The organism is Streptomyces sp. NPDC008121, assembly GCF_042957155.1.
Classification (GTDB): domain Bacteria; phylum Actinomycetota; class Actinomycetes; order Streptomycetales; family Streptomycetaceae; genus Streptomyces.
On sequence record NZ_JBIBHT010000004.1, the window covers coordinates 418294 to 443987 of the forward strand.

26 protein-coding genes are annotated in these 25694 nt (G+C 72.1%); 21 read left to right on the top strand and 5 right to left on the bottom strand.

Annotated features, from left to right (window positions below; genetic code table 11):
- Positions 1 to 4 precede the first annotated feature (4 nt).
- Positions 5 to 457, top strand: a complete 453-nt coding sequence (locus ACFZBD_RS16230; protein ID WP_391140144.1) for a heat shock protein transcriptional repressor HspR — start codon at positions 5 to 7, stop codon at positions 455 to 457.
- A gap of 172 nt (positions 458 to 629) precedes the next feature.
- Here ACFZBD_RS16230 and ACFZBD_RS16235 read toward each other — a convergent pair whose 3' ends face one another.
- Together ACFZBD_RS16235 and ACFZBD_RS16240 are read right to left on the bottom strand one after the other, a co-directional pair.
- Positions 630 to 1103 carry a hypothetical protein gene (locus ACFZBD_RS16235; protein WP_391140145.1) on the bottom strand — a complete coding sequence of 158 codons (474 nt, stop codon included), beginning with the start codon at positions 1101 to 1103 and terminating at the stop codon, positions 630 to 632.
- A 2-nt stretch (positions 1104 to 1105) separates the two neighbouring features.
- Complete coding sequence (locus ACFZBD_RS16240) at positions 1106 to 2089, bottom strand: helix-turn-helix transcriptional regulator (protein WP_391140146.1); 984 nt, start codon at positions 2087 to 2089, stop codon at positions 1106 to 1108.
- Positions 2090 to 2217: 128 nt separating this feature from the next.
- On the opposite strand from ACFZBD_RS16240, the gene ACFZBD_RS16245 reads away from it, so the two are divergent.
- Entirely contained in the window at positions 2218 to 2496 is a 279-nt protein-coding gene (locus ACFZBD_RS16245; RefSeq protein WP_391140147.1) for a hypothetical protein, read from the top strand.
- Positions 2493 to 2813: a (2Fe-2S)-binding protein gene (locus ACFZBD_RS16250; protein ID WP_329118791.1), complete on the top strand. Its 321-nt coding sequence runs from the start codon at positions 2493 to 2495 to the stop codon at positions 2811 to 2813. Before ACFZBD_RS16245 ends, ACFZBD_RS16250 begins: the two co-directional genes overlap by 4 nt.
- A 134-nt stretch (positions 2814 to 2947) precedes the next feature.
- Here the strand turns inward: ACFZBD_RS16250 and ACFZBD_RS16255 are convergent, their stop codons facing one another.
- Positions 2948 to 3361, bottom strand: a complete 414-nt coding sequence (locus ACFZBD_RS16255) for a pyridoxamine 5'-phosphate oxidase family protein (protein ID WP_391140148.1) — start codon at positions 3359 to 3361, stop codon at positions 2948 to 2950.
- Positions 3362 to 3460: 99 nt separating this feature from the next.
- Here ACFZBD_RS16255 and clpB point away from each other — a divergent pair, with 99 nt between their 5' ends.
- Both clpB and ACFZBD_RS16265 read left to right on the top strand, forming a co-directional pair.
- Positions 3461 to 6046 carry an ATP-dependent chaperone ClpB gene (gene clpB, locus ACFZBD_RS16260; protein ID WP_391140149.1) on the top strand — a complete coding sequence of 862 codons (2586 nt, stop codon included), beginning with the start codon at positions 3461 to 3463 and terminating at the stop codon, positions 6044 to 6046.
- Positions 6047 to 6220: 174 nt separating this feature from the next.
- On the top strand, positions 6221 to 6754 hold the full coding sequence (locus ACFZBD_RS16265; RefSeq protein WP_391140150.1) for a YbjN domain-containing protein: 534 nt from the start codon (positions 6221 to 6223) through the stop codon (positions 6752 to 6754).
- 63 nt (positions 6755 to 6817) lie between these two features.
- Here the strand turns inward: ACFZBD_RS16265 and ACFZBD_RS16270 are convergent, their stop codons facing one another.
- Positions 6818 to 7996: a glycosyltransferase family 39 protein gene (locus ACFZBD_RS16270; RefSeq protein WP_391140460.1), complete on the bottom strand. Its 1179-nt coding sequence runs from the start codon at positions 7994 to 7996 to the stop codon at positions 6818 to 6820.
- A gap of 254 nt (positions 7997 to 8250) precedes the next feature.
- On the opposite strand from ACFZBD_RS16270, the gene ACFZBD_RS16275 reads away from it, so the two are divergent.
- Positions 8251 to 8736, top strand: coding sequence for a prevent-host-death family protein (locus ACFZBD_RS16275; protein ID WP_391140151.1), 486 nt, complete (start codon positions 8251 to 8253; stop codon positions 8734 to 8736).
- Positions 8733 to 9083 carry a hypothetical protein gene (locus ACFZBD_RS16280; RefSeq protein WP_391140152.1) on the top strand — a complete coding sequence of 117 codons (351 nt, stop codon included), beginning with the start codon at positions 8733 to 8735 and terminating at the stop codon, positions 9081 to 9083. The genes ACFZBD_RS16275 and ACFZBD_RS16280 overlap by 4 nt, the downstream gene beginning before the upstream one ends.
- A 76-nt stretch (positions 9084 to 9159) precedes the next feature.
- On the opposite strand, the gene ACFZBD_RS16285 is transcribed toward ACFZBD_RS16280, so the two are convergent.
- Positions 9160 to 10341 carry a pyridoxal phosphate-dependent aminotransferase gene (locus ACFZBD_RS16285; RefSeq protein WP_391140153.1) on the bottom strand — a complete coding sequence of 394 codons (1182 nt, stop codon included), beginning with the start codon at positions 10339 to 10341 and terminating at the stop codon, positions 9160 to 9162.
- Between the two features lie 94 nt (positions 10342 to 10435).
- Between ACFZBD_RS16285 and ACFZBD_RS16290 the strand changes: the two genes are divergently transcribed.
- The 14 genes from ACFZBD_RS16290 (at position 10436) to kynU (ending at position 25679) form a co-directional block, all read left to right on the top strand.
- Entirely contained in the window at positions 10436 to 10630 is a 195-nt protein-coding gene (locus ACFZBD_RS16290; protein WP_391140154.1) for a hypothetical protein, read from the top strand.
- 307 nt (positions 10631 to 10937) lie between these two features.
- On the top strand, positions 10938 to 11456 hold the full coding sequence (locus tag ACFZBD_RS16295; RefSeq protein WP_391140155.1) for a DUF2617 family protein: 519 nt from the start codon (positions 10938 to 10940) through the stop codon (positions 11454 to 11456).
- Positions 11457 to 11531: 75 nt separating this feature from the next.
- Positions 11532 to 13181: a polyamine aminopropyltransferase gene (locus tag ACFZBD_RS16300; protein ID WP_391140156.1), complete on the top strand. Its 1650-nt coding sequence runs from the start codon at positions 11532 to 11534 to the stop codon at positions 13179 to 13181.
- 129 nt (positions 13182 to 13310) lie between these two features.
- The gene (locus ACFZBD_RS16305; RefSeq protein ID WP_391140157.1) at positions 13311 to 14210 is read left to right on the top strand and encodes an SRPBCC family protein; all 900 of its coding nucleotides are present in this window, start codon (positions 13311 to 13313) and stop codon (positions 14208 to 14210) included.
- Positions 14211 to 14231: 21 nt separating this feature from the next.
- Positions 14232 to 15023, top strand: coding sequence for an aldose 1-epimerase (locus tag ACFZBD_RS16310; RefSeq protein WP_391140158.1), 792 nt, complete (start codon positions 14232 to 14234; stop codon positions 15021 to 15023).
- 44 nt (positions 15024 to 15067) lie between these two features.
- Positions 15068 to 15607 (top strand): orotate phosphoribosyltransferase, encoded by a 540-nt coding sequence (pyrE, locus tag ACFZBD_RS16315; RefSeq protein WP_391140159.1) that lies wholly within the window; start codon positions 15068 to 15070, stop codon positions 15605 to 15607.
- A 211-nt stretch (positions 15608 to 15818) separates the two neighbouring features.
- Positions 15819 to 16841 carry a class II fructose-bisphosphate aldolase gene (fbaA, locus tag ACFZBD_RS16320; RefSeq protein WP_391140160.1) on the top strand — a complete coding sequence of 341 codons (1023 nt, stop codon included), beginning with the start codon at positions 15819 to 15821 and terminating at the stop codon, positions 16839 to 16841.
- Positions 16842 to 16948: 107 nt separating this feature from the next.
- Positions 16949 to 18109, top strand: a complete 1161-nt coding sequence (locus ACFZBD_RS16325; protein WP_391140461.1) for an aminotransferase class I/II-fold pyridoxal phosphate-dependent enzyme — start codon at positions 16949 to 16951, stop codon at positions 18107 to 18109.
- Positions 18110 to 18273: 164 nt separating this feature from the next.
- A complete protein-coding gene (locus tag ACFZBD_RS16330) occupies positions 18274 to 20247 on the top strand; it encodes a YncE family protein (RefSeq protein ID WP_391140161.1) in 1974 nt (657 codons plus the stop codon).
- 93 nt (positions 20248 to 20340) lie between these two features.
- On the top strand, positions 20341 to 21819 hold the full coding sequence (locus ACFZBD_RS16335) for a DHA2 family efflux MFS transporter permease subunit (protein ID WP_391140162.1): 1479 nt from the start codon (positions 20341 to 20343) through the stop codon (positions 21817 to 21819).
- A gap of 14 nt (positions 21820 to 21833) precedes the next feature.
- The gene (locus tag ACFZBD_RS16340) at positions 21834 to 22247 is read left to right on the top strand and encodes a DUF3151 family protein (protein ID WP_391140163.1); all 414 of its coding nucleotides are present in this window, start codon (positions 21834 to 21836) and stop codon (positions 22245 to 22247) included.
- A 325-nt stretch (positions 22248 to 22572) separates the two neighbouring features.
- On the top strand, positions 22573 to 23469 hold the full coding sequence (locus ACFZBD_RS16345) for a DUF3152 domain-containing protein (RefSeq protein WP_391140164.1): 897 nt from the start codon (positions 22573 to 22575) through the stop codon (positions 23467 to 23469).
- A gap of 109 nt (positions 23470 to 23578) precedes the next feature.
- A complete protein-coding gene (locus tag ACFZBD_RS16350) occupies positions 23579 to 24427 on the top strand; it encodes a tryptophan 2,3-dioxygenase family protein (protein ID WP_391140165.1) in 849 nt (282 codons plus the stop codon).
- On the top strand, positions 24420 to 25679 hold the full coding sequence (gene kynU, locus ACFZBD_RS16355) for a kynureninase (protein ID WP_391140166.1): 1260 nt from the start codon (positions 24420 to 24422) through the stop codon (positions 25677 to 25679). Before ACFZBD_RS16350 ends, kynU begins: the two co-directional genes overlap by 8 nt.
- Positions 25680 to 25694 lie beyond the last annotated feature (15 nt).

Genomic DNA, 25694 nt, shown 5'->3' on the forward strand with positions numbered 1-25694 from the left:
CGCGATGGACATCCGACCGGGGCGCAGCCGCAACCCGTACGAACTGACCGACGAGACACCGGTGTACGTCATCTCGGTGGCCGCCCAGCTCTCCGGGCTGCACCCGCAGACCCTTCGGCAGTACGACCGCCTCGGTCTGGTCTCCCCGGACCGGACGGCCGGGCGCGGCCGGCGCTACTCGGCCCGTGACATCGAACTGCTGCGCACCGTCCAGCAGTTGTCGCAGGACGAGGGCATCAACCTGGCGGGTATCAAGCGCATCATCGAGCTGGAGAACCAGGTCGCGGCGCTCCAGTCCCGGGTGGCCGAGCTGTCGGCGGCCGTGGACGGCGCGGCGATGGCGATGCGGCAGCGCGAGGCGCAGGTGCACGCGTCGTACCGCCGTGACCTGGTGCCGTACCAGGACGTCCAGCAGGCGAGCGCGCTGGTGGTCTGGCGCCCCAAGCGCGGCGAGTGACCCCGGCGGCCCCGTAGGCCACACTGCCCCGCAGGCCGCGTAGCTTCCCGCAGGCCCCTTCCGTACCGGTGTTCCGGCGCGGGAGGGGCCTCGCGCGTGCCAGGGGTGCGGGGAGGGGCCTCGTGCGTGCCAGGGGGGGGCGTACGGGCCCCTCCGCGCCGCCCCTCGCCCCTTACGGGATCAGTTCGCTCACGATGTCGCCGACCGTCTCCCACGCGGGCGCCGCGCCGGTGCCGAAGGCGGCGGCGAGGGCGGTGCCCACGGCGATGTCCTGGGGGCGGAGCTCCGCCGGGGCCGTCCAGTCGGTGTCGACCCGGCCGTCGCCCGAGGACTCCAGGGTGCCCAGCCGGCGGCCGCCGCGCAGCAGCCGGCTGTCCACGTGCGAGCAGGGGATCAGGCGGTACCGCGCGCCGGCGACCTTCGCGTCGACGCGGTAGGACCGGCGCAGCAGACGGCCCCGGGCCGGCCGGATCCCGGCGGGCCGGCCGTCGACGGTGAGCGTCAGCGCGCGCCGGTCCCGGGTGCCGATGGGGACGAGGGCGTTCACCCCGGTCCCGGGCGCCCGGACCACCTCGACGGTGGGCAGCCCGTGGCCGGACACCCGCAGCGTGCCCGCCGGGCCGTCCAGGTCGATCCGTACGTACACGATCAGCCGTCCTGTTCGAGGATGCCGGACTGGGCGATGAGGAAGCCCAGCTGGGCCCGGCTGCCGCTGCCCAGGGCGGCGGCGAGCTTGGCGATGTGGGCGCGGCAGGTGCGCACGTTCATCCCGAGGCGGCGCGCGATGGCCTCGTCGACATGGCCTTCGACGAGGAGCTTGGCGATGGAGCGCTGGACGCCCCCGATGCCGTCCACGGACGGGCTGTAGGGGATCTCGTCCTCCCACGGCACGCCGTGCAGCCAGAACTGGTCGAAGACGCCGACGAGGTACTGCACCAGCCCTTCGTGGCGCAGTTCCAGCGCCACCCGCCGGTCCGAGCGGGCGGGCACGAAGGCGACCTTGCGGTCGACGATGATCAGCCGGTCGATGATCTCCTCGAGGGTGCGCACCTCCAGCCCGTACGGCGCGATCCGCTCGACGTACCCCATGGTGGCCGAGTGGTGGCGCGCGGTGTGCTGGTAGAGGGTGCGCATGCGGATCCCGCGGTCGAGCAGGGGCTCCACCCGGCGCAGCCCCGCCTGCACCACCTCGGGCTTGCGCCCGCTGCCCGGCTGGATGGTGAGCAGCTCCTCGCCGCACTCGTTGATGACCCGGTCGAGCGTGGCGTTGATGAGGCTGAGGCCTTCCAGGACGGTGATCGCCTGGGTCGCCGACGGGTCCGGCGCGTTGATCGTCATGAATGGCTCGAACGTGTCCGCCAGCGAGATGGCCAGCTGCCGGCGCTGCTGGATCTCCCGCTCGATGGGGTGTATGAGCTTGTTCAGCGCGATGGACGGCGGGATGGGCCGCAGCCACTGCGTGTCGTCCGGGTCGGGGTGCAGCAGCGACAGTTCGATCAGGCAGGGGACCGGTTCCACCTCCGCGCGGGCGATCCTGCCGGCTCTCAGCGCGGTCGCGTAGAGACGTTTTCCGGCGTCGCACAGCTCGCCCGGACCGTGCCGTGTGTCGGTATCACCCTGCTTCGGCTCCATTTGCACCCCCCTCAGGGTCCTGAATTACAGGAACATGATGCCTGGCATCGCTGGTGGAAGGGTTCGGAGTGAGCCATCGTCTTATTCGCGGGGGAGGAGGTAATGATCAAAAGAGGTGGAGATCGGCCATGACCAGGATGGTTCGTGCACTTGGCGCCATAGCTTTCGCTGCTGCGGCTGCCCTCGGCGCTCTCGCCCTCGACGGCGAGCCGACGTGGGACACGCCGCCCGCGAACAACGTTGTCGCCGCCCCGGGCGAACCGACGTGGGACTCCACGCCGACGGTCGCGGGTGAGCCCACGTGGGACTTCGCGCCGACGGCCAAGGGGGAGCCCACGTGGGACTCCGTCAAGACCGTCGAGCGCGAGCCGACGTGGGACTCCCTCCCGGCGGGCGCGGACGCATGACCGTGCCGCCGGACGACCGGGTCTTCCGGCGGGAGATGGCCTCGGCCTATCGATCCGGGTGGCATTTCATCGATCTCGTCACGGCCATTCCCCACCGTGGTGATTCGTTGATGGTCACCCTCTTCGGAGAACCGATCGTCGTCGCTCGTGAGCAGGACGAGGACGTCCGCGCCTACCGGTGCCTGCGGAGGCCGCGTGGCGCCCCGCAGCCGGTCCGCTGTGCCATCCGGTACGGCATGATTTTCGTCAATCTCGATCAGCGGGACCACCAGCTGCTCGAGCCCGAGACCATCACCGCCACCCCCCGCAGTGCCTGAGCGATTCCCCCGTCGTTGTAGATCGCTCAGGTGCTTCCCCCACACAGCGGCGCCATCGCGGACCTGAAACGCGATGGCGCCGTTGTGCTGCCCGGGCGCGGTTCCCCCGCCCCCGCCCGGGCCTGGTCCCGGTGTCAGGCGCGGCCCATCGCGCGGGTCAGCGCGATCTCGATGACCACCCGGTCCGGGTTCGGCGCCGGGACCCGGCCGTAGCGCGTGGCGTAACGGTCCACCGCGTCCGCGACGACCTCCGGCTCCGTGCGGATCCGGGCCACGCCCTCCAGGGTCGCCCAGCGCCCCTTGTCCACCTGGCAGACCGCGACCCGCGCGCCCTCGGGGCCCGCCGCCAGGACGTTGGCCACCTTGCGGCTGTGCTTGTTGGTGATCACCCGGGCGATGCCCTTCTCGCCGCCCTTGGGGTCGTACGTCACGCCCACCGCCACGACGTGCGGGGTGCCGTCGGCGCGCGGCGTGGTGAGGGTGCACATGTGGTACTCCCGCCAGAAGCTGAGGTACGAGTCGTCCGGGTTCCTCGGGTCAGTCGCCATGCCGCGAAGCCTATCCTTGAGCGGAATAGACTCAACTTTGTGTACGCTGTACGAGTCATGCGTGATGGCAGCACGGTTTGACAGGAGGAGAGACCGCACGTGGACGCCGAACTGACCAACAAGAGCCGGGACGCCCTCAACGCGGCCACCAGCCGCGCGGTGTCCGAGGGGCATCCCGATCTGACCCCCGCGCACCTTCTCCTGGCGCTCCTGGCGGGCCAGGACAACGAGAACATCACCGACCTGCTGGCCGCCGTCGACGCCGATCAGGCCGCTGTACGGTCCGGTGCGGAGCGGCTCCTCGCCGCCCAGCCCAGCGTGACCGGATCCACGGTCGCGCCGCCGCAGCCCAACCGCGAGCTGCTCGCCGTCGTCGCCGACGCCGACCGGCGCGCCAAGGAGCTCGGGGACGACTACCTGTCCACCGAGCACCTGCTGATCGGGATCGCGGCGAAGGGCGGTCAGGCGGGCGAACTCCTCGCCCAGCAGGGGGCGAGTGCCACGAGCCTCCTGGACGCGTTCGAGAAGAGCAGGGGAGGGCGCCGGGTGACCACACCGGACCCGGAGGGTCAGTACAAGGCGCTGGAGAAGTTCGGCACGGACTTCACGGCGGCCGCGCGGGAAGGGAAGCTGGACCCCGTCATCGGGCGTGACCAGGAGATCCGGCGCGTCGTCCAGGTGCTCTCGCGCCGGACCAAGAACAACCCCGTCCTCATCGGCGAGCCCGGCGTCGGCAAGACCGCCGTCGTCGAGGGCCTGGCCCAGCGGATCGTCAAGGGCGACGTCCCCGAGTCCCTGCGGAACAAGCGCCTGGTCTCCCTCGACCTCGGTGCGATGGTCGCCGGCGCCAAGTACCGCGGCGAGTTCGAGGAGCGCCTGAAGACCGTCCTCTCCGAGATCAAGGAGAGCGACGGCCAGATCATCACCTTCATCGACGAGCTGCACACCGTCGTCGGCGCGGGCGCCGGCGGCGACTCCGCCATGGACGCGGGCAACATGCTCAAGCCGATGCTGGCCCGCGGCGAACTGCGCATGGTCGGCGCGACGACCCTCGACGAGTACCGCGAGCGGATCGAGAAGGACCCCGCCCTGGAGCGCCGTTTCCAGCAGGTCCTCGTCGCCGAGCCCTCCGTCGAGGACACCATCGCGATCCTGCGCGGCCTCAAGGGCCGGTACGAGGCCCACCACAAGGTCCAGATCGCCGACTCCGCCCTCGTCGCCGCCGCCACCCTCTCCGACCGGTACATCACCTCCCGCTTCCTGCCGGACAAGGCCATCGACCTCGTCGACGAGGCCGCCTCCCGGCTCCGGATGGAGATCGACTCCTCGCCCGTCGAGATCGACGAGCTCCAGCGCGCCGTGGACCGGCTGCGCATGGAGGAGCTGGCGCTGAAGAACGAGAGCGACCCCGCCTCCGTCCAGCGCCTGGAGAAGCTGCGCCGCGACCTCGCCGACAAGGAGGAGGAGCTGCGCGGGCTGACCGCCCGCTGGGAGAAGGAGAAGCAGGGCCTCAACCGCGTCGGCGAGCTGAAGGAGAAGCTCGACGAGCTGCGCGGCCAGGCCGAGCGCGCGCAGCGCGACGGCGACTTCGACACCGCCTCCAAGCTGCTGTACGGCGAGATCCCGTCCGTGGAGCGGGAGCTGGAGGAGGCCAGCGAGGCCGAGCAGGAGGCCGCCAAGGACACCATGGTCAAGGAGGAGGTCGGCCCCGACGACATCGCCGACGTGGTCGGCTCCTGGACCGGCATCCCGGCCGGCCGCCTCCTGGAGGGCGAGACGCAGAAGCTGCTCCGGATGGAGGACGAGCTGGGGCGGCGCCTGATCGGCCAGACCGAGGCCGTGCGGGCCGTCTCCGACGCCGTGCGCCGCACCCGCGCCGGAATCGCCGACCCGGACCGGCCCACCGGCTCCTTCCTCTTCCTCGGCCCCACCGGCGTCGGCAAGACCGAGCTGGCCAAGGCGCTCGCGGACTTCCTCTTCGACGACGAGCGGGCCATGGTCCGCATCGACATGTCGGAGTACGGCGAGAAGCACAGCGTGGCCCGGCTGGTCGGCGCGCCCCCCGGCTACGTCGGCTACGAGGAGGGCGGCCAGCTCACCGAGGCGGTGCGCCGCCGCCCGTACAGCGTGGTCCTGCTCGACGAGGTGGAGAAGGCGCACCCGGAGGTCTTCGACATCCTGCTCCAGGTCCTCGACGACGGCCGCCTCACCGACGGCCAGGGCCGGACGGTGGACTTCCGCAACACCCTCCTGATCCTCACCTCCAACCTGGGCAGCCAGTACCTGGTGGAGCCGCTGACCTCCGCCGAGGAGAAGAAGCAGCAGGTCATGGAGGTCGTACGGGCCTCCTTCAAGCCGGAGTTCCTCAACCGGCTCGACGACCTGGTGGTCTTCTCCGCCCTGGACAAGGCCGAGCTGGGCCGGATCGCGCAGCTCCAGATCGACCGGCTCGCCAAGCGGCTCGCCGAGCGCCGGCTCACGCTGGACGTCACCCCGGCGGCGCTGGAGTGGCTGGCCGACGAGGGCAACGATCCGGCCTACGGCGCCCGTCCGCTGCGCCGGCTGATCCAGACGGCGATCGGCGACCGGCTCGCCAAGGAGATCCTCGCCGGCGAGATCACGGACGGCGACACGGTCCGCGTCGACCGCTTCGAGGACGGTCTGATCGTGGGACCGGCCCGCTGACCCGGTCCGCACGGGGGCGGCCGGGGCCCGGGCCGGCCGGCCGTGGCCGGCTCCGCCTCTCCGCCAGGGGGAGCAGATCTTGTCAGCCCGCAGCGGATCGCGGGAGGCGGGGCTTGCCACGGACCGCCCGCCATGGGAGAGGATGGCGGCAAACCGTACGAAGGGATATTCACGGTGAGCATCGACCCGTCCTCGATTCCGAATTTCGGGGGCCAGCCCCAGCCTCAGGCCGCAGGACCGGCGGGCCCCGTCGTCCCCGACCAGGACCTGGTCAAGCAGCTCCTCGACCAGATGGAGCTGAAGTACGTCGTCGACGACGAGGGTGACCTCGCGGCGCCGTGGGAGGAATTCCGTACGTACTTCATGTTCCGCGGCGAGGACGAGCAGCAGGTCTTCTCCGTGCGGACGTTCTACGACCGTCCGCACTCGGCCGACGATCGCGTCAGGATCCTCGACGCGATCGACGACTGGAACCGCCGCACCCTGTGGCCCAAGGTCTACACCCACCTGCACGAGGAGGAGGACGGCTCCGCCACCCTCCGGCTCATCGGCGAGGTGCAGATGCTGATCGGCACCGGCGTCGCCCTGGAGCACTTCGTGTCGTCCACGGTCAGCTGGGTGCGCGCGTCCATCGAGTTCGACAAGTGGCTCGTGGAGCAGTTCGGCCTGGAGGCCCCCGAGGACAAGGAGTCCGGCGAGTCCGAGTAGGACCCCCGCCGGACGCCGAGGGGCCCGCGCGCGGGGCTTCGGGCCCGAGGGCCCGCCGCGGACTCAGAGCGCCATGTTTGCGAGCGTCAGCAGATAGACGCCGTAGCCGAACGAGAGCCCGGCCAGGGCCGTGATCAGCACGATCGCGGCCCTCGGCCGGGCTCTCGTCAGTGCCAGGGCCGGTGGGATCAGCAGCGGGAACGCGGGGACCAGGAAGCGCGGCTTGGACTCGAAGAAGCCGGAGCCGCCGACGGCGATGAGCACCAGCACGCCCGTGTAGACGAGGACGGGCAGCGGCGGCCGCTCCACCACCGCGAGCAGCGCGAAGAGCACCACACCGGCCGCCGTGATCACCAGCGCCATCGCGAAGCCGAACTGCGTGGGCCCCTTCAGCATCTCCCGTACGAACCGCAGGGCGCCCTCGCCGAAGTCGAAGCGCGAGGTCCAGCCGGACTGGACGGCGAAGTAGCCGCCGAGCGGATCGCCGCGGCGGGCACCGACCCACAGCAGATACGAGAGCCAGCCGGCCGGGGCCAGGGCCACGGCCGCCCAGACCGCCGCGTCCACCCGCCCGCGCCGCCGCCACAGCTCGTACGCCGCCGCCGCGAGGACGGCCGCCGCGACGGCGATCCCGTTGGGCCGGGAGAGCCCGGCCAGGGTCGCGAGCGTGCCCGCCCACAGCCAGCGGCGGGTGAGCAGGGCGTACAGCGCCCAGGCGGCGAAGGCGGTCATCAGCGGCTCGGTGTACGCCATGGTCAGCACGATCGAGTGGGGCAGCAGCCCCCAGAGCAGCACCAGGACGACGCCGGTGCGCCGCCCGTACAGCCGCTCGCCCACCAGATAGACGCCGCAGGCGGCGGCCCCCGCGGCGAGCCAGGACAGCAGCAGGCCCGCGGTGCCGCCGGTGACCGGCAGGACGGCGGTGACGGCGCGGACGAGCCCCGGATAGAGCGGGAAGAACGCCATGTCGGACTGGACCACGCCGTCGGGCCAGTGCAGCGTCCGGCCGTAGCCGTGGGCGGCGATCCGGACGTACCAGTCGGAGTCCCAGGACTTCGCGAGCAGCGCGCGCGGCGAGCGTCCGGTGTGCCAGGCGCCGAGGGCCAGGACGAGCATCCCGGTGAGCCGTGCGGCGGCGAAGAGCCCGAGCGCGGGAACGGCCCGGTGCAGGGCCGTCCGCGAGCGCGGGACGCTCCTGCGGACACCGGCGGACGCCGGGCGGTCGAGAGTCTCGGCGGACAGGGTGCACCTCCGTGCGCGCGGGAATCAGGTCGGCCCGACAAATCGGTCTACCCGACAATCACCGCCCCACGGAGGGGGCGCGCGCGCACGACGGCCCACCCGGGTGAAAGATTCCCGGCTCAGCCCCCCAGCGCCTTCAGACGGGACACCGCCTCCTCGAGGACCGGGCGCTCTTTGCGTAAGGGCAAGGCGTGAGCGTCGAAATGCGACACACAGCCATGGCACTCAGAGCATAATCTGAGTACAGTCTGAGTATGAGCCTTGCTTACCTGGGAGCCGAGCCCGAGTCGGTGTCGTTCACTGACCTGTCGAGAAACCCGAAGGCTGTAGCCGCCCGGGCCGCAGCCCTCGGTGCTCTGCGCGTCACCCATCGGGACGCGCCCGACATGGTGCTGACGACGGCCGTGCACGCGGAGCGCACCGAGGAGAACCTCACGACGGCGTCTCGGCTCTTCCTCGCGCTCATGAAGCACGACGACGGAGCCCGCTCCCTCCTGCTGGCGCTGCCGGAAGTCTTTCCGTGGGTGCGGCACCTGGACGGCGAGGAGATGCGCGCTTTCACGGTGGAACTTCTGGAAGCGCTTTCCGATGCGGCGGAGCTGGGTGCCAGGGAGGCGGTGCACCGGGTGCTCGTCTCTTGGAGGGCGACGGCTCGGATCAACGCCGATCCGGAGCGGCTCAAGGAAGCGCTGCGTCCGCTCGACGGGGAGGACCTGGGTCCGGTCGAGGTGGGCGGGTGAGCCCGAAGAAGGGTGATCGTGTCAGCGTTCCGCCGCTGAGCGGGTGGAACGTCGTCTTCGGGACAACCGATGCGGTAACGGGGTGGGAGGAGCTGTGCCGCGCAGCGCTGCCCAGTGCCCACCGTTGCCTTGAGGCACTGCGCACCGACCCGTTGTCGCGTGACAACTGGAACCGTCAGCACCAACTTCGAGGACGGCTCGCCACCAAGGAGTGGAAGGGGTCCGATCTGGAGCAGTGGGAGTACGAGATCACGAGTGGTGGCAGGGTCCGCTACCTCGTCAGTCCGGAGACTTCGACCGTCGTTCTGGTCTACGCGTCGACTCGGCATCCCAAGGACACTGAGTAGTCCACCCGCGGGGAACAGGGCCCGACTGAAGGCAGGCCCTGTTTCCGCACTTCCATCCGGCGCGCTTTTCAGCGAGTCAGCCCCCCAGCGCTTTCAGACGGGACACCGCCTCCTCCAGGACCGGGCGCTCTTTGCAGAAGGCGAAGCGGACGAAGGGGGCGCCCGCGTCGCGGTGGTCGTAGAAGACGGCCGTCGGGATGGCGACCACGCCCGCGCGTTCGGGGAGGGCGCGGCAGAAGGCGATGCCGTCGGTCGCGCCGAGGGGGCGGATGTCGGCGGTGACGAAGTAGGTGCCGGCCGGGCGGTAGACGTCGAAGCCGGCGCCCGCGAGGCCGTCGGAGAGCAGGTTCCGCTTGGCGAGCAGATCGGCGCGCAGGCCGTCGAGGAAGCTGTCGGGCAGGCGCAGCGCCTCGGCGATCGCGTACTGGAAGGGGCCGGAGGCGACGAAGGTGAGGTACTGCTTGGCGGACCGGACGGCGGTGGTCAGCGCCGGGGTCGCGGTGACCCAGCCGACCTTCCAGCCGGTGAAGGAGTAGGTCTTCCCGGCCGAGCCGATGGTGACCGTGCGCTCCCGCATGCCGGGAAGGCTCGCGATCGGCACGTGCTCGGCGTCGTCGAAGACCAGGTGTTCGTAGACCTCGTCGGTGACGACGAGCAGATCGCGTTCGACCGCCAGTTCGGCCACCGCGGCGAGTTCGGCGCGGGTGAGGACGGTGCCGGTCGGGTTGTGCGGGGTGTTGAGGAGGATCAGCCGGGTCCGGTCGGTGACGGCGGCCCGCAGCTCGTCCAGGTCGAGGACGAAGCGCCCCTCCGAGGGGCGGAGGGTGACCGGCACCCGCGTCCCGCCGGCCATCGCGATGCAGGCGGCGTACGAGTCGTAGTACGGCTCCAGGGCGATCACCTCGTCGCCCGGCTCCACGAGCGCGAGCAGCGCGGCGGCGATCGCCTCGGTCGCGCCCGCGGTGACCAGCACCTCCGCGTCGGGGTCGTACTCCAGTCCGTACCGCCGGAGCTGGTGCTCGGCGACGGCGCTCCGCAGCTCGGGCACGCCCGGCCCCGGCGGGTACTGGTTGCCGCGCCCGTCGCGCAGCGCCCGCACCGCGGCCTCCCGGATCTCCTCGGGGCCGTCGGTGTCGGGGAAGCCCTGTCCCAGGTTGATCGCCCCGGTCCTGACGGCCAGCGCGGACATCTCGGCGAAGATCGTCGTCCCGAACTCGGCGAGCCGGCGGTTGAGCAACGGTCGTGTCATGGCAGCCATCCTGGGCCGAAGCTCTGGAGTTCCTCAAGTGCGCTTTGAGCGCGAACGGGGAAGGGCATCCCCCCTCCACATCGGATACACGGGGGTGAAACGAATGGAAGTACTGCTGATTGCGGGTGTGGTCCTCCTCCTCGGACTGGGCGTGCTGTCCGGACTCGGCGGGCGGAGCCGGAGCCGGTCGCGGGGCCGGCGGCACAGCTGGTGGGAGGGCGGCGGCTCCGACGGCGGCGGCTCCTCGTGCGGCTCCTCCTGCGGGAGCGGCTGCGGCGGGGGCGGCGGAGGCGACTGACCGGCCGGAAGGGGCCCCGAGGGGCCCGGGCGTCTGGTGGGACCAACGTCCCCCAGACGCCTTCTTGTTGAAGGCGCGCTGTCGATTCGTCTTGAACAGTTGAACCGTGGGGCCCCCGAGGGGATGGAAACCACGTCAAGTTGGGTAAAAACGCTGTGAGCTTCCCGCAGTTCATGATTCCCTCGCTGTTGAGAACATCCAGCCCTCGGACCGTGTGTGGACCCGAGTCGGCGATCCCCCCCTTCCGTTGAACCCTCTCCGGGGCGCCCCCGGCCCACCCGTCAAACCGTGTTTGCGGAGCCGACCCATGCTCACGACCCTGAAGACCTCCTACACCGACACGCGCGCGGCCGACCTGGCGTGGGCGCTGGGGCGCGAACCGCTGCCCGCCCTCGCCGTCCTCGATCTCGAACTGGCCGGAGCCACCGTGCAGTTGCGCCTCCTCGGCGCCTCCCATCAGGTCCTTCTCGAAGAAGAGGGACGCAGCTGCTCGGAGACGGTGGCCTGTATGCCCGGCAGCAGTACGCCGCTGCCGCTGGGCGTCTCCAAGCGGGTGGGCGAATGGGATTACGAATTCGCGGCGCGCGTCGAGACGCTGTCGCACGGCTCCTTCGCGGGCCGCGCCCAGGAGCTGCTCGCCCTCGTCGCCGACCACCCCAACGGCCTCGCGGGGACGTTCCCCGGCTCGCCGCACGCCTTCACGGCGATGCTGGCGCAGCGCCACGAGGGCCAGGTGCGGTGGCGCACCTGGCACGCGTACCCCCAGGAAGGACAGCTGGTCGTCACCCGGACCCGGATCGGCGTACGTATGCCTGCCGCACTCTGATGCGCCCCCTGGGCGCGTCAGGTGCACTCGTGTGGGTGACAGGTGGCGACACAGGTGTGACGTAGCGTTACGTGCATGATCGATCCGCCTGTCACCATGCCTCCCACGAGGGTGACGCGGCCTCCCCTTCGGCCGGGTGCGGTGCGGTATCCGGTCCTCGCGGTGGTCTTCGTCTGCGCGGCCTGCGGACTCGTCTACGAACTGGAACTGGTCGCGCTCGCCTCGTATCTGATCGGCGACTCGGTCACCCAGGCGTCCGTCGTGCTGTCCGTGATGGTCTTCGCGATGGGCCTGGGGTCGCTGCTCGCCAAGCGGCTGCGCTGTCGCGCGGCGGTCGGCTTCGGCCTGGTCGAGGCCGGCCTCGCGCTGATCGGCGGCTGCTCCGCGCTCGTGCTGTACGCCGCGTTCGCCTGGTTCGGCGAGGCCCGGTACGTCCTGGTGGCGTTCTCGCTCGCCATCGGGGTGCTCATCGGCGCCGAGATCCCGCTGCTGATGTCGCTGATCCAGCGGGCCGAGTCGGCGCGGGCGCCCGGCGCGCGGGAGAAGGACGACGCCGCCGGGACGGTCGCCGACCTCTTCGCCGCCGACTACGTCGGCGCGCTGGTGGGCGGGCTCGCCTTCCCCTTCCTGCTGCTGCCCTGGCTGGGCCAGCTCACCGGCGCCCTGGTCACCGGCGCGGTGAACGCCGTGGCGGGCGGCGGCCTCGTGCTGTGGATGTTCCGGCGCGATCTCACCCCTCGGTCCCGGGCGCTCCTGATCGGCGCGAACCTCGCCGTCCTCACCGTCCTCGCCACCGCGACCGTCCTCGTCGACGACTTCGAACGGGCGGCCAGACGCGCGGTGTACGGCGACGGCGTGCGGGTGGCCGTCCGCACCGGCATGCAGGAGGTCGTGCTGACCGGGGAGCGGGGCGGACCGCAGGTGCTGTACCTGGACGGACGGCCCCGGGGCGGCGGCCAGGGCCAGGACGGCCCCCACGAGTCCCTGGTGCACCCGGCGATGAACGGGCCGCACGCGCGCGTGCTGGTCATCGGCGGCGGTGACGGACTCGCCGCGCGCGAGGTGCTGCGGTACCGCGGGGTCCGCTCGGTCACCGTGGTCGCGCTCGATCCCGGCGTCGTCCGCCTCGCCCGCACCGACCCCCAGCTCACCACCCTCAACGGACACGCCCTGCGCGACCCCCGGGTGCGGGTGGTCCACGCCGACGCCTTCCGCTGGCTGCGCGAGACGGGGGCGGGCCCGGGCCCCGGCGCCGGACGACGGTACGACGTGATCGTCCTGGACCTCCCCGACCCCGGGATCACCTCCAGCACCAAGCTCTACTCGGAGGAGTTCTACGGCCTCGCGGCCCGCGTCCTCGCCGACGGCGGACGGCTCGTCGTCCATGCGGGCCCGGCCACGGCCCGCCCCCGCACCTTCTGGACCGTCGAGGCCACGCTCCGCGCGGCCGGCTTCGCCGTCCGCCCCTACGGCGCGAGCGGGAGCGGCGGCTTCGCCGGAGGCCCCGACCGCGGCCCCGGCACCCACCCGGCCCGGGCGGTCCACCGGGGATACCTCCTCGCCGCCCCCGGCCCGTACCCGCCCGACCTCGGACTCGCCCCCGACGCACCCCGCCTCCGGTCCGTCACGGCGGGCGGCCTGGCCGCGGAGGCCCGCAGGGTGGAGCGGACCCGCTGCGGCGACCTGCCCCCGTCGACCCTCGTGCACCCGCGCTACGGCGGCTGAGCGGACCGGCCCGGGGCGGCCGGCGGGCGGCGGCGCGGGACGGTCGAGGCGCGTCCGGGCGGGCGGGCGGCGTGCCGTGGCCGCCGAAACAGGCGACGGGGCGACCAGGGCTGAGTAGGCTCGGTGTCCATGGAGCATGAGGTGTTCGTTCCGGTTCCGGCCGAGGTCCTCCGCGAGACGCTGCGGGACCCGGCCCGGGTGGCGCGCTGCGTCCCCGGCTTCCAGCAGGACGCCGACGCGGAGGCGGGCCCCCTCGCGGGCCGCCTCAAAGTCCGCGCCGGCGGCCACACGATCACCTACCGGGGCGCGCTCCGGCTCGCCGAACGCGACGGGGTCCTCTCCGCCGAAGGCGAGGGCACGGAGGTGCGCGGGAAGGGCTCGGCGACGCTCTCCCTCACCCTCACGCTCACCCCGGTGACGGACGGCACGTCGCTCTCCTTCAGCGGGGCGCTGACCGCGGACGGCCGCCTCTCCGAGCTGTCCGACGAGTCCCACGCCTCGGCCGGAGCCCGGCTGCTCGACCGGCTCGCGGAGAACCTGGCCGCAGCCGCCGTCGCCCATCTCCGTGCCGACGCCGCACCCGACGAAGCGGACACGGACACCGACGCGGAGGGCCGGGAGGCCCGATCCGAGGCGGAGGGCCCCGAGGACCGGCACGACGGGGAGGACGACGCCGACACCGACAGCGACGGTGTCGACGACGGCGTCGAGGAACCGCACCGCCCGTCCCTCTACGACACCCCCGTCCCGCCGCCCTCCCTCGACCCCCTGCTGGGCGACGACTTCGAGGACGCCCCGGTCGAGTACCCCGCCGAGCCCCCCGCCGCCGAGGCCGCCCACGCCCGCCGGACCATGATCGGCCGCAGCGCCGAGGAGGTCGACCACGCCCCGCCGCGCGGCCGGTACGCCCCCGTCCCCGCCCCCGACGCCGGCTCCGCCGGCGCCACCCTGCGCTGGATCGCCCCCGCCGCCGCGCTCGCGATCGCCTCCGCGGTCGTCGTCGGCCGTGCCCTGCGCCGCCGCCGCTGATCCCGTCATAGGGTCGGGGGCGTGAGCAAGCAGACGCGACTGACGGCGGGCGACGCCGAGTTGACCATCGACCCCGACAACGGCTGCCGGATCGAAAGCCTGCGCATCAGCGGCACCGAGCTGCTGCGCCAAGGGGAGCGGTACGGGTGCTTCCCGATGGTGCCCTGGTGCGGCCGCACCGCGAACGGGCGCTTCCAGGACGGGGCGACCAGCCACCAGCTGCCCCTCAACGCGCCCCCGCACGCCATCCACGGCACCGGCCGCGACACGGCCTGGCGGACCGCCCGCGCCGGCGAGCGCGAGGCCGCCTTCGCGTACGACCTCGCCGAGCCCTGGCCGTACACCGGGCGGGTCACCCAGCTCTTCGAGCTGACCGAGGACAGCCTCACCCTCACCCTCGGCGTCGAGACGATCGGGAACTCCTTCCCGGCCCAGGCCGGCTGGCACCCCTGGTTCCTGCGGAACCTCGGCGACGGCGGCGAGGACGTCCGGGTCGACTTCACCCCCGACTGGCAGGAGGAGCGCGGTCAGGACCATCTCCCCACCGGCCGGCGCATCAGCCCCGCGCCCGGCCCGTGGGACGACTGCTTCGGCATGCCCGACGGCGTCGACGTCACCCTCACCTGGCCGGAGCGGCTGGAGCTGAAGGTGACCAGTCGCACCCCCTGGGTCGTCGTCTACGACGAGCAGAAGGAGGCGGTCTGTGTGGAGCCGCAGTCCGGCCCGCCCAACGGCCTCAACACCCACCCCCGGTACGTCACCCCCATCGATCCCCTGGAGATCTCGGCGACCTTCGCGTGGCGACGGCTCTGAGCGGGCGGCTCGAGGGCGTTTCGTGTGGCCCTAAGCTCGTGGGCATGACTGACGTACGTGCTGACCTGCTCCAGCAGATCAAGGACAAGGCCGTGGTGCACGGCAAGGTGACCCTCTCCTCGGGGCTGGAAGCCGACTACTACATCGACCTGCGCCGGATCACCCTGGACGGCGAGGCCGCGCCGATGGTCGGTCAGGTCATGCTCGATCTCACCGCCGATCTGGACTTCGACTGCGTGGGCGGTCTGACGCTGGGCGCCGACCCCGTGGCCACCTCGATGCTGCACGCCTCCGCCGCGCGGGGACAGCGCCTGGACGCCTTCGTCGTGCGCAAGGCCCAGAAGGCCCACGGCATGCAGCGCCGCATCGAGGGCACGGACGTCAAGGGCCGGCGCTGCCTGGTCGTCGAGGACACCTCCACCACGGGCGGCTCGCCGCTGACCGCCGTCGAGGCGGTGCGCGAGGCGGGCGGCGAGGTCGTCGCCGTGGCCACGATCGTGGACCGGGGTGCCGCCGGGGCGATCGCCGAGGCGGGGCTGCCGTACCTCACCGGGTACCACCTGGGCGACCTCGGGCTCGGCTGACCGACGCGAAGTCGTGACTTATGCCCCCGGGCGCTGGATAAGCGCGTCTGACCTGGGGCTTTACGCAGGGGTGGAGTGTTTCACGTGAAACGCTCCACCCCTTCGTCATGGCCTTCGGACAAGAGTCTGGAAAGATGGGCCCCGACGATGACGTCGCCCCAGGTCAGGGTTCAAGTAACGCACCCACCCGCACATCACAAGGAGCGGACGAATGCCCATCGCAACCCCCGAGGTCTACAACGAGATGCTCGACCGGGCGAAGGCAGGCAAGTTCGCCTACCCGGCCATCAACGTGACCTCGTCCCAGACCTTGCACGCTGCGCTGCGCGGTTTCGCGGAGGCCGAGAGCGACGGCATCATCCAGATTTCGACCGGCGGCGCCGAGTTCCTGGGCGGCCAGCACAACAAGGACATGGTCACGGGCGCCGTCGCCCTGGCCGAGTTCGCGCACATCGTCGCCGCGAAGTACGACATCACGGTCGCGCTGCACACCGACCACTGCCCGAAGGACAAGCTGGACGGCTACGTCCGCCCGCTGCTCGACATCTCCGCCGAGCGCGTCAAGGCCGGCCGTAACCCGCTGTTCCAGTCCCACATGTGGGACGGCTCCGCCGAGACCCTCGCCGACAACCTGGCCATCGGCCAGGAGCTGCTGGCGAAGGCCGTCGCCGCCAAGATCATCCTTGAGGTCGAGATCACCCCGACCGGCGGCGAGGAGGACGGCGTCACCCACGAGATCAACGACGAGCTGTACACCACCGTCGACGACGCCATCCGTACCGCCGAGGCGCTCGGCCTCGGGGAGAAGGGCCGGTACCTCCTGGCCGCCTCCTTCGGCAACGTCCACGGCGTCTACAAGCCGGGCAACGTCGTGCTCCGTCCCGAGCTGCTGAAGGACCTGCAGGCGGGCGTCGCCGAGAAGTTCGGCAAGGCCTCCCCGTTCGACTTCGTCTTCCACGGCGGCTCCGGCTCCACCGCCGAGGAGATCGCCACCGCGCTGGAGAACGGCGTCGTGAAGATGAACCTGGACACCGACACCCAGTACGCCTTCACGCGTCCGGTCGCCGACCACGTGCTGAAGAACTACGACGGTGTGCTCAAGGTCGACGGCGAGGTGGGCAAGAAGTCCACCTACGACCCGCGGACCTGGGGCAAGCTCGCCGAGGCGGGCATGGCCACCCGCGTGGCCGAGGCGTGCGCGGCGCTGCGCTCGACCGGCACGAAGCTGAAGTAGGCACGGTTGTGCGACGGGCCCGGCACCACGACAGTGGAGCCGGGCCCGTCGCCGTACCGGGACAGGGCGCCGGATCCGTCGTCGTACCGGGAAATGAGGCGTGCGTGGTGTTCGACTTCGACCGGGTGACGGATCGGCGCGGTACGTGGTCCGTCCAGTGGGACGGCGTCGCGGACCGCTTCGGCGTCGGCGAGCTGCTGCCCTTCACCATCTCGGACATGGACTTCCCCTCCCCGCCGGCCGTCCTCGACGCGCTGCGCGCGCGGGTGGACCACGGGGTCTTCGGCTACACCGACTGGCGCCTCGGCGAGTTCCGGGAGGCCGTACGGGAGTGGTCCGTCTCCCGGTACGACACCCCGCTCGACATCTCCCGGCTGGTGTACGCGCCCTCGGTGCTCAGCCAGCTCTCCCAGCTGCTGCGGATGTGGACCGCCCCCGGCGACGGCATCGTCGTCCACAGCCCCACCTACGACGGCTTCCGCAAGGCCGTCACCGGGCTCGGGCGGGAACTGCGGGGCGTACCGGTCGGCGACGAGGAGGCGCTGGAGGCGGAGCTGGCCCGCCCGGACAGCCGGATGCTGCTGCTCTGCTCGCCGCACAACCCGACCGGAAGGGTCTGGCGGGAGGACGAACTGGCCCGGTTCGCCGCCCTCGCCGAGCGCCACGGCACCGCCGTCGTCAGCGACGAGATCCACGCCGACCTGGTGGCCGAGGGCCGGCGCCATCTGCCCTGGAGCCGGTTCGCCGAGGCGGGACGCGGCCGCCGGTGGGCCGTGGTGACCTCGGCGACCAAGGCGTTCAACTTCCCCGCCCTGACCGGTTCGTACGGGATCATCGGCGACCCGGAGGAGCGGGAGGCGTTCGTCCGGCGGATGGAGACGGGCGAGGGCCTCGCCTCACCGGCCGTGCTGTCGCTGACCGCGCACATCGCCGCCTACCGGCGGGGCGCGCCGTGGCTGGACGAGCTGCGGACGTATCTGGCCGGAACCATGCGGATGGTGGCCCGGAGGCTGGCCGACGGTCTGCCGGAGGTGGAGTGGACGCCCCCGCAGGCCGGCTATCTGGCGTGGATCGACCTGCGGCCGCTCGGCATCGACGAGGACGCACTCCAGCGCGAGCTGATCGGCACGGAGAAGGTCGCGGTGATGCCGGGCGGGGTCTACGGCACCCCGGGCTTCGTACGGCTCAACGTCGGCTGCCCCCGCGCCAAGGCGGAACGGGGCGTGGACGCGCTGGTGCGGGCGGCGGGGCGGCTCCGGACCCGCTGACCCGGGCCCACCGGCCCCGACCACGGCCGGCCCGGCGCCCTCTCCGGGACACCCTCCGGCCGGTGATCCGATACCGGGAGGCGGGCTGTCGGCACGGTGATCTACTCTTCGCTCACCGGCCCCTGACGTAACGGGTCCGGCGACCATTGGGGGGTCACATCATCGTGCGCAAGCGCACTCTTTCCGCCGCGACATCGCTCGCGGTTCTCTTCAGCTCCGCGGCGATCGTCGCGGGTACGGCGGGGACGGCCGGCGCCGACAGCGCCAAGGCCCTGCCGGTGTCGTCCGTAGGCGACATGGTGGTGGACGGCGTCCACCAGAAGATCTTCATCAGCGATCCGACCAGCGGCAAGCTGGTCGTGACCGACTACGCCGGCACGGTCCTCACGACCGTCGCCGACCTGCCGGGCATCCGGAGTCTGGAACTCTCCGCCGACTCCTCCCGCGTCTTCGCGGCCGTGGCCGGCAAGGACACGATCGTCTCCGTCGACACGCAGACCGCACAGGCCGTGTCGTACGCCGTGGGCGCCGACGTGCAGGGCGCCCTCGCCCAGGCCGGCGGCAAGCTCTGGTTCGCGTACGAAGGGGCCAAGGTCGGCTCGCTCGACCTGACCGGCGCCGAGCCGGTCGTCGTCCTCGACCAGGTCCAGGGCGACCTGTGGTTCGGCGGCGGCACGCTGCTCCTCGGCTCCGACCCGGCGGCGCCCAACGTCCTGGCCGTCGGGGACAAGGACTCGTCGCCGACGACTCTGGCCGTCTACGACGTGTCGAGCGGCGTCCCGGCCGTGAAGGCCAGCAAGAGCGTCAACGGCGGCCTCCAGGAGCTGGACGTCACGCCGGACGGCAAGCAGGTCATCACGTCCAGCGGCGCGCCGTACCACCACCCGGCGTTCTCCACCTCGGACCTGTCCGAGGAGATCCAGTACGCCAGCAACACCTACCCGAACTCCGTGGCCATCGCGCCCGACGGAAGCATCGCGGGCGGCACGTCCTCCTGGTACGACCCGGACGTCCACGTCTTCAAGCCGGGCAAGGCCAAGCCGGTGCGGCAGTACGACTTCCCGAACACGGGCAACAGCAGCGGCGCCGACACCCTGGTGCCCGGCGCCCTCGCCTGGTCTCCGGACGCCGGCAAGCTGTTCGCGGTCTCCGAGAACACCTACGGCGCGCGGACCCTGCGGGTCTACGACGACTCGACGAAGGCCCTGCCGGTCGTCACGGTCAAGGCCCCGGCGACCGCGGCGCGCGCCAAGGCGCTCACCGTGACCGGCTCGGTCACCGCCGCGCTCGGAGTGCCCGCAGGCTCGTCCGTCACCGTGAGCCGCTTCGACGTCGAGGCGCCGCAGGGCAAGGCCCTCGGCACCAAGCCGCTCGCCGCGAACGGGTCGTTCTCGTTCACCGACACCCCGACCGCCTCCGGAAACGTCACCTACAAGGTGACGTACGCCGGAAGCAAGGGGCTTGCCGCCGCCTCCGGCACGGCCCTCGTCAAGGTGGCGCACACCGCGACCGCGCTCAAGCTCGACCGCAACGGCCTGACCGTCAACTACGGCACCCACGTGACGTACACGGCCACCCTCGGCCCGACGTACAAGAACCGCACGGTGGAGATCTGGGCCGACCCGTGGGGCGTGGAGCCCAAGCGGCTCCTCAAGCGCGGCACGGTCAACGCCGCGGGCAAGCTGTCCGCCACGATGTGGATGAACCGCGACACCACCGTCACCGCGGTCTTCGCCGGTGACGCGCGCAACGCCTACGCCTCGGCCAAGGCCGGCGTCTACACCCGGGCGGGCGTCACCACCGCGCTCTCCCGCCACTACAAGTGGACCAAGCTCGGCAACGTCTGGCACCAGACCTACCGCCAGTCGGCCGACGCGCTGATCACGACGTGGCACAACGCCTACCAGGGCCGCCACACCCGTCTCGACCTGCAGTACTACTACGCCGGCGCCTGGCGCGACGGCGGCTCGGAGTACTTCCGGCTCGCCTCCGACGGCAAGTCGTACGTCACCCTCGACGGCGACGGAGCGGCCGGGATGAGCTTCCGCGTCCGGTCCGCCTACATCGACGGCGCCGCCGGCGACAACGTGAACGCCACGGTCTACGGCCCGTGGAAGTACTTCAACTTCACGCGCTGAGCCGTCCGGCCGGGCACTGAACCGCCCGCCCGCCCTCGGGCCCCGTCCGCCGTCCGGCGGGCGGGGCCCTCGCGTTCGGGGCAGCATGCAGGCATGGAGGACATCAGGCTCGCCTCGGGAACCGGGCGATGGATCGTGCTCACCACCGTCCTCGGCTCCGGGATGGCGCTGCTCGACTCCACGGTCGTCAACGTCGCCCTGCCCCACATCGGAGCCGACTTCGGCGCGGACATGGCCGCCCTCCAGTGGACCGTCAACGCCTACATGCTGACCCTCGCCGCCCTCATCCTCCTCGGCGGAGCACTCGGCGACCGCTACGGACGGCGGAAAGTGTTCGTCATCGGGGTGGTGTGGTTCGCGATCGCCTCACTGATGTGCGGACTCGCACCCAACGCCGGCGTCCTGATCGGCGCCCGCGCGCTCCAAGGCATCGGCGGCGCCCTGCTCACCCCCGGGTCGCTCGCCCTGATCCAGGCCAGCTTCCACAAGGACGACCGGGCCCGGGCGGTCGGCCTGTGGTCCGGATTCGGCGGCGTCGGGGCAGCCATCGGCCCCTTCGTCGGCGGCTGGCTGGTCGACGGCCCCGGCTGGCGATGGGTCTTCCTCCTGAACGTGCCGCTCGCCGCACTCTGCGTACCGGTGGCGCTCCGGCACGTCCCCGAATCACGGGACGAAACCGCCCACGGCCGCTTCGACATGACCGGCGCCTTCCTCGGCGCCGCCGCGCTCGCCCTCGTCACCTACGCACTGATCGCCGAAGCGTGGTGGGCCGGAGCGCTCGGGATCGCGGTCGGAGCCGGATTCGTCACGGTGGAACGCCGGCGCGACGCCCCCATGGTGCCGCCCTCGATCTTCGCGTCCCGGCAGTTCACCGTCGTCAACCTCGTCACGCTGTGCGTCTACGCGGCATTCGGCGGCTTCTTCTTCCTCGCCGCCCTCCAACTCCAAGTGGTCTCCGGCTACAGCGCGCTCGGCGCCGGCACCGCACTCCTCCCCACCACGGTCCTCATGCTGCTGCTCTCCGCGAAATCGGGCGAACTCGGCGAACGCATCGGGCCACGCATCCCGCTCACCGTCGGCCCCCTGCTCTGCGCCGCCGGCATGCTGCTGATGCTGCGCGTCGGAGAGGACGCCTCCTACCTCCGCGACGTCCTCCCCGCGCTCCTCGTCCTCGGCCTCGGCATGACCGCACTCGTCGCCCCACTGACCGCGACCGTCCTGGCCTCCGTCGACGTCTCCCGGGCAGGCCTCGCCAGCGGAATCAACAACGCCGCCGCCCGAGCGGCCGGCCTGCTCGCCGTGGCGGCACTGCCCGCACTGGCAGGCATGGGCCCGGAGGCCTACCTCTCGGCGACAGAGTTCGGAGAGACGTTCCGCCGGGCGATGCCCATGTGCGCGGGCATCCTCGTCGCCGGCGCCGTGCTCGCCTGGGCGACCGTCCGCACCCCCGAACCCACCGCCGCCTGCCACCCCGGCTGCCGGGTCCACTGCGGGGTCACGGCACCCCCGCTCGAACCCGGAGAACGCAAAGGGACCGGGACGGATCCGGCAGCCGGCCAAGGGCCCGGCTGAGGCAGACTGGGGCCATGGCACTCCACGAGAACCTGCTGGGCGGACCGCCGCCCACCCACCTGCCCGACGACCCCGAACCGCGCGAACTGCTCGCGAACGGCACGGCGCCGGCGGACGTCGCCGCGAAGTACCCCACCTCCTCGCTGGCCTGGGCCCAACTCGCCGACGAGGCCTACGACGGCGGCCGAGTCGTCGAGTCCTACGCCTACGCCCGCACCGGCTACCACCGAGGCCTCGACGCACTGCGCCGCAGCGGCTGGAAGGGCCACGGCCCCGTCCCCTGGGAACACGAGCCGAACCGCGGCTTCCTCCGGGCCCTGCACGCCCTCGCACGCGCGGCCGGCGACATCGGCGAGAAGGACGAGTACGAACGCTGCTCGACATTCCTGCGCGACTCCTCCCAAACGGCCGCCGACACCCTGGGTTGAGTTTTTGGGGGCTCGGTTCGCCTCCGGGGCCCATGGCGAGTGAGCCGAAGGGGCCGTCGGGGGAACGCGGTCGAGCGCGCGCAGTTCCCGAGGGACGAGGGAGCGAGCACGTACGGCCGTGTGAGCCCGACTCCCAGGCCCCGGAGGCGAACCGAGCCCAAAACGGTCGGGCGGTCGAAACCGGTCATCCGCTCATGACCGCTCATGACCGTTCGAGGCGCGTTCGAAGCGGCGGTTACGATCCTGTGGACCGTAGGACCAAGCCGCCGGCGCAGAGGCCCCACCCTCTCCCCCCACTCCGGCACACGCAGGGGAGAAGTCTGTCTTGGGCACACGAGCCGCCGCACCCGCGGCAGGTCGGCGACGAACACGGGGCCGTCGACGAGGCCGGGGCCGGGCCGGGCGGCGGCCCGTCGGCCGGCTGATCCTGCTCGCCCTCGGGCTCGTCGTCCTCTCCCTCGGCGGCGGCGCCGCCCTCGCCCACTACGGCGGCGACCAGCCCACCGCCACCGCGGCCCCGCCGGAGGACCCGCCCAGCACGACCACCGCCCCCCGGCCCGCGCCGCCGACGGCGAAGACCACCCCCAAGCCCCCGCCCAAGCCCTCCCCGCCGCCCAAGCCCCAGCCGAAACCCACGCCCGGAAAGCCGAAGGTCCCCACCACCGGAGCCGGCACCTTCACCACCGCCCGGGCCTCCGGCGACGCCGTCGGCACCGGCGGAACACTGCGCCGCTACCGCGTCCAGGTCGAGGACGGCATCGACCTCTCCGCCCGCGAGGCCGCCGCCCAGATCCAGGAGATCCTCGCCCACCCGCGCGGCTGGGCCGCCCACGGCCGCGGCCGGTTCCAGCTGGTCACCGACGACGCCGACTTCGTCATCCGGATCGCCACCCCCGCCACCGCCGACAAGCTCTGCCTCGCGGGCGGCCTGAACACCCGCGGAGAGCTGAACTGCGAGACCACGACCGGTGTCGTGGTCAACCTCAAGCGCTGGCTCCTGGGCTCCCCGACCTTCGCCGGCCCGCCCGCCGACTACCGCCACCTCATCATCAACCACGAGGTCGGCCACGAAATCGGCCTCCGTACCCACATGGGCTGCCCCGGCCCCGGCAGACCCGCGCCCGTCATGATGCAGCAGATCAAGGGGCTCCACGGCTGCAAGTCGAACGCGTTTCCGTATGACGAAGACGGGAGCTACATCAGCGGTCCGATCGTGTCATGATGCGGAGGGGACGCGCGCGACGTCGCACGCGGACCCGAGGGGACCGGGGCTCCACTGCCACACGGAAGGAGCGGACCGCTACCCGGTAATACGTATCGAGGAGACAGAAATGTCCACCTTCCCCGATGCCTCTGGAGCCGGTTCGGTCGATGACCCGAACCTCGACTTCGCGGGCACCACGCCGTACGAGGACTATGTCCAGGCGGACGTCCTCACCCACCTCCAGCACCTCCGCTCCGACGACCCGGGCGAGATGGTCTTCCTGGTCACCACCCAGGTCATGGAGCTGTGGTTCACCGTCATCGTCCACGAGTGGGAGACCGCGGGCCGTGCGCTGCGCGAGGACCGCGTGCCCGTGGCGATGGACGCGCTCAAGCGCTCCGTGCGCGAGCTGGAGGCCCTGAACCACTCCTGGCGGCCGCTCGCCCAGCTCACCCCCGCCCAGTTCAACGCCTACCGCGGCGCCCTCGGCGAAGGCTCCGGCTTCCAGTCGGCGATGTACCGGCGGATGGAGTTCCTGCTCGGCGAGAAGTCCGCGTCCATGCTGGTGCCGCACCGCGGCGCGCCCCGTGTCCACGCGGAGCTGGAGAAGGCGCTCCAGGAGCCGAGCCTGTACGACGAGGTGCTCAGGCTGCTGGCCCGGCGCGGGCTGCCCGTGCCGGACGCCGTCCTCGGCCGCGACCTCTCGAAGAGGTACGAGTCGGTGCCCGAGATCGAGAAGGTCTGGGCCGGGATCTACGCCGAGCCCGACCAGAACGGCGAACTCGTCCGTCTCGGCGAGGCGTTGAGCGACGTCGCCGAGCTGGTCTGGCGCTGGCGCAACGACCACCTCGTGGCGACCCGGCGGGCCATGGGCTCCAAGACCGGCACCGGCGGCTCGGCGGGCGTGGCCTGGCTGGAGAAGCGGGCCCAGAAGAACGTGTTCCCCGAGCTGTGGACGGCGCGCAGCCATGTCTGAGACCGCAGGGACGGCCCCCGCCGCCCCGGCGGCCCAGGACTCCGTGGCCCTGGTCGAGGTGGCGCTGCGGCGGGACGCCGAGGACGAACTGGGCAAGCTGCGCGAGAAGTTCACCCTCGACGAGGTCGTCTACCTCGACGGGAACTCGCTGGGCGCCCTGCCCGCCCACGTCCCCGCCCGGATGGCCGACGTCCTCACCCGCGAGTGGGGCGAGCTGCGCATCCGGTCCTGGGACGAGAGCGGCTGGTGGACCGCGCCCGAGCGGATCGGCGACCGGCTGGCGCCGCTCGTCGGCGCCGCCCCGGGTCAGGTCGTCGTCGGCGACTCGACGAGCGTGAACGTCTTCAAGGCCGTGGTCGGAGCCGTCCGGCTGGCCGGTGACGACCGGGACGAGCTCCTCGTCGACGCGACCACGTTCCCCACCGACGGGTACATCGCCGAGTCGGCGGCCCGGATGACCGGCCGCAGGGTCGTCGTCGTGGACCCCGCCGACATGGCGGACGCGGCGGGCCCGCGCACCAGCGCCGCGCTCGTCAACCACGTCGACTTCCGCACCGGTCGTCTTCAGGACCTGCCCGGCATCACGGCGGCGCTGCACGCGGCGGGCGCCCTCGCCGTCTGGGACCTGTGCCACAGCGCGGGCGCCCTGCCCGTCGGCCTGGACGCGCACGGAGTCGACCTGGCCGTCGGCTGCACGTACAAGTACCTCAACGGCGGGCCCGGTTCGCCCGCCTACCTGTACGTCGCCGAGCGCCACCAGGCCGCCTTCGACTCGCCGCTGCCCGGCTGGAACTCGCACGCCGACCCGTTCGGGATGACCCCCGGCTACCGGCCGGCCGACGGCGCGCGCCGCGGCCGGGTCGGCACGCCGGACATCCTCTCCATGCTGGCGCTCGAAGCGGCGCTGGACGTGTGGGAGGGGGTCTCCGTCGACGCCGTGCGGGCCAAGTCCCTCGCCCTGACGGACTTCTTCCTGGAGTGCGTACGGGCCTACGTCCCGGCCGGCCGGGTCGAGTCGCTCACCCCCGCACCGCATGCCGAGCGCGGCAGCCAGGTCGCCCTGCGCTGCGCCGAGGCGCCCGCCGTCATGGCGGAGTGCATCCGGCGCGGGGTGGTCGGCGACCTGCGCCGACCGGACGTGCTGCGGTTCGGGTTCACCCCGCTGTACGTCGGGTTCGCCGACGTGGAGCGGGCGGCACGGGTCCTGGCCGAGGTCCTCGCGGACATCCCCGCGGAGGTGCCCGCCGGCTGAGGGTCCGCGGTGCGA

Bases quoted from the DNA above. Each gene is read 5' to 3' on its own strand.
- ACFZBD_RS16230 (WP_391140144.1), top strand. From the start codon at position 5: ATGGACATCCGACCGGGGCGCAGCCGCAACCCGTACGAACTGACCGAC.
- ACFZBD_RS16240 (WP_391140146.1), bottom strand. From the start codon at position 2,089: ATGGAGCCGAAGCAGGGTGATACCGACACACGGCACGGTCCGGGCGAG.
- ACFZBD_RS16245 (WP_391140147.1), top strand. From the start codon at position 2,218: ATGACCAGGATGGTTCGTGCACTTGGCGCCATAGCTTTCGCTGCTGCG.
- ACFZBD_RS16250 (WP_329118791.1), top strand. From the start codon at position 2,493: ATGACCGTGCCGCCGGACGACCGGGTCTTCCGGCGGGAGATGGCCTCG.
- ACFZBD_RS16255 (WP_391140148.1), bottom strand. From the start codon at position 3,361: ATGGCGACTGACCCGAGGAACCCGGACGACTCGTACCTCAGCTTCTGG.
- ACFZBD_RS16275 (WP_391140151.1), top strand. From the start codon at position 8,251: ATGAGCCTTGCTTACCTGGGAGCCGAGCCCGAGTCGGTGTCGTTCACT.
- ACFZBD_RS16285 (WP_391140153.1), bottom strand. From the start codon at position 10,341: ATGGCTGCCATGACACGACCGTTGCTCAACCGCCGGCTCGCCGAGTTC.
- ACFZBD_RS16290 (WP_391140154.1), top strand. From the start codon at position 10,436: ATGGAAGTACTGCTGATTGCGGGTGTGGTCCTCCTCCTCGGACTGGGC.
- ACFZBD_RS16295 (WP_391140155.1), top strand. From the start codon at position 10,938: ATGCTCACGACCCTGAAGACCTCCTACACCGACACGCGCGCGGCCGAC.
- ACFZBD_RS16300 (WP_391140156.1), top strand. From the start codon at position 11,532: ATGATCGATCCGCCTGTCACCATGCCTCCCACGAGGGTGACGCGGCCT.
- ACFZBD_RS16305 (WP_391140157.1), top strand. From the start codon at position 13,311: ATGGAGCATGAGGTGTTCGTTCCGGTTCCGGCCGAGGTCCTCCGCGAG.
- pyrE (WP_391140159.1), top strand. From the start codon at position 15,068: ATGACTGACGTACGTGCTGACCTGCTCCAGCAGATCAAGGACAAGGCC.
- fbaA (WP_391140160.1), top strand. From the start codon at position 15,819: ATGCCCATCGCAACCCCCGAGGTCTACAACGAGATGCTCGACCGGGCG.
- ACFZBD_RS16335 (WP_391140162.1), top strand. From the start codon at position 20,341: ATGGAGGACATCAGGCTCGCCTCGGGAACCGGGCGATGGATCGTGCTC.
- ACFZBD_RS16340 (WP_391140163.1), top strand. From the start codon at position 21,834: ATGGCACTCCACGAGAACCTGCTGGGCGGACCGCCGCCCACCCACCTG.
- ACFZBD_RS16350 (WP_391140165.1), top strand. From the start codon at position 23,579: ATGTCCACCTTCCCCGATGCCTCTGGAGCCGGTTCGGTCGATGACCCG.
- kynU (WP_391140166.1), top strand. From the start codon at position 24,420: ATGTCTGAGACCGCAGGGACGGCCCCCGCCGCCCCGGCGGCCCAGGAC.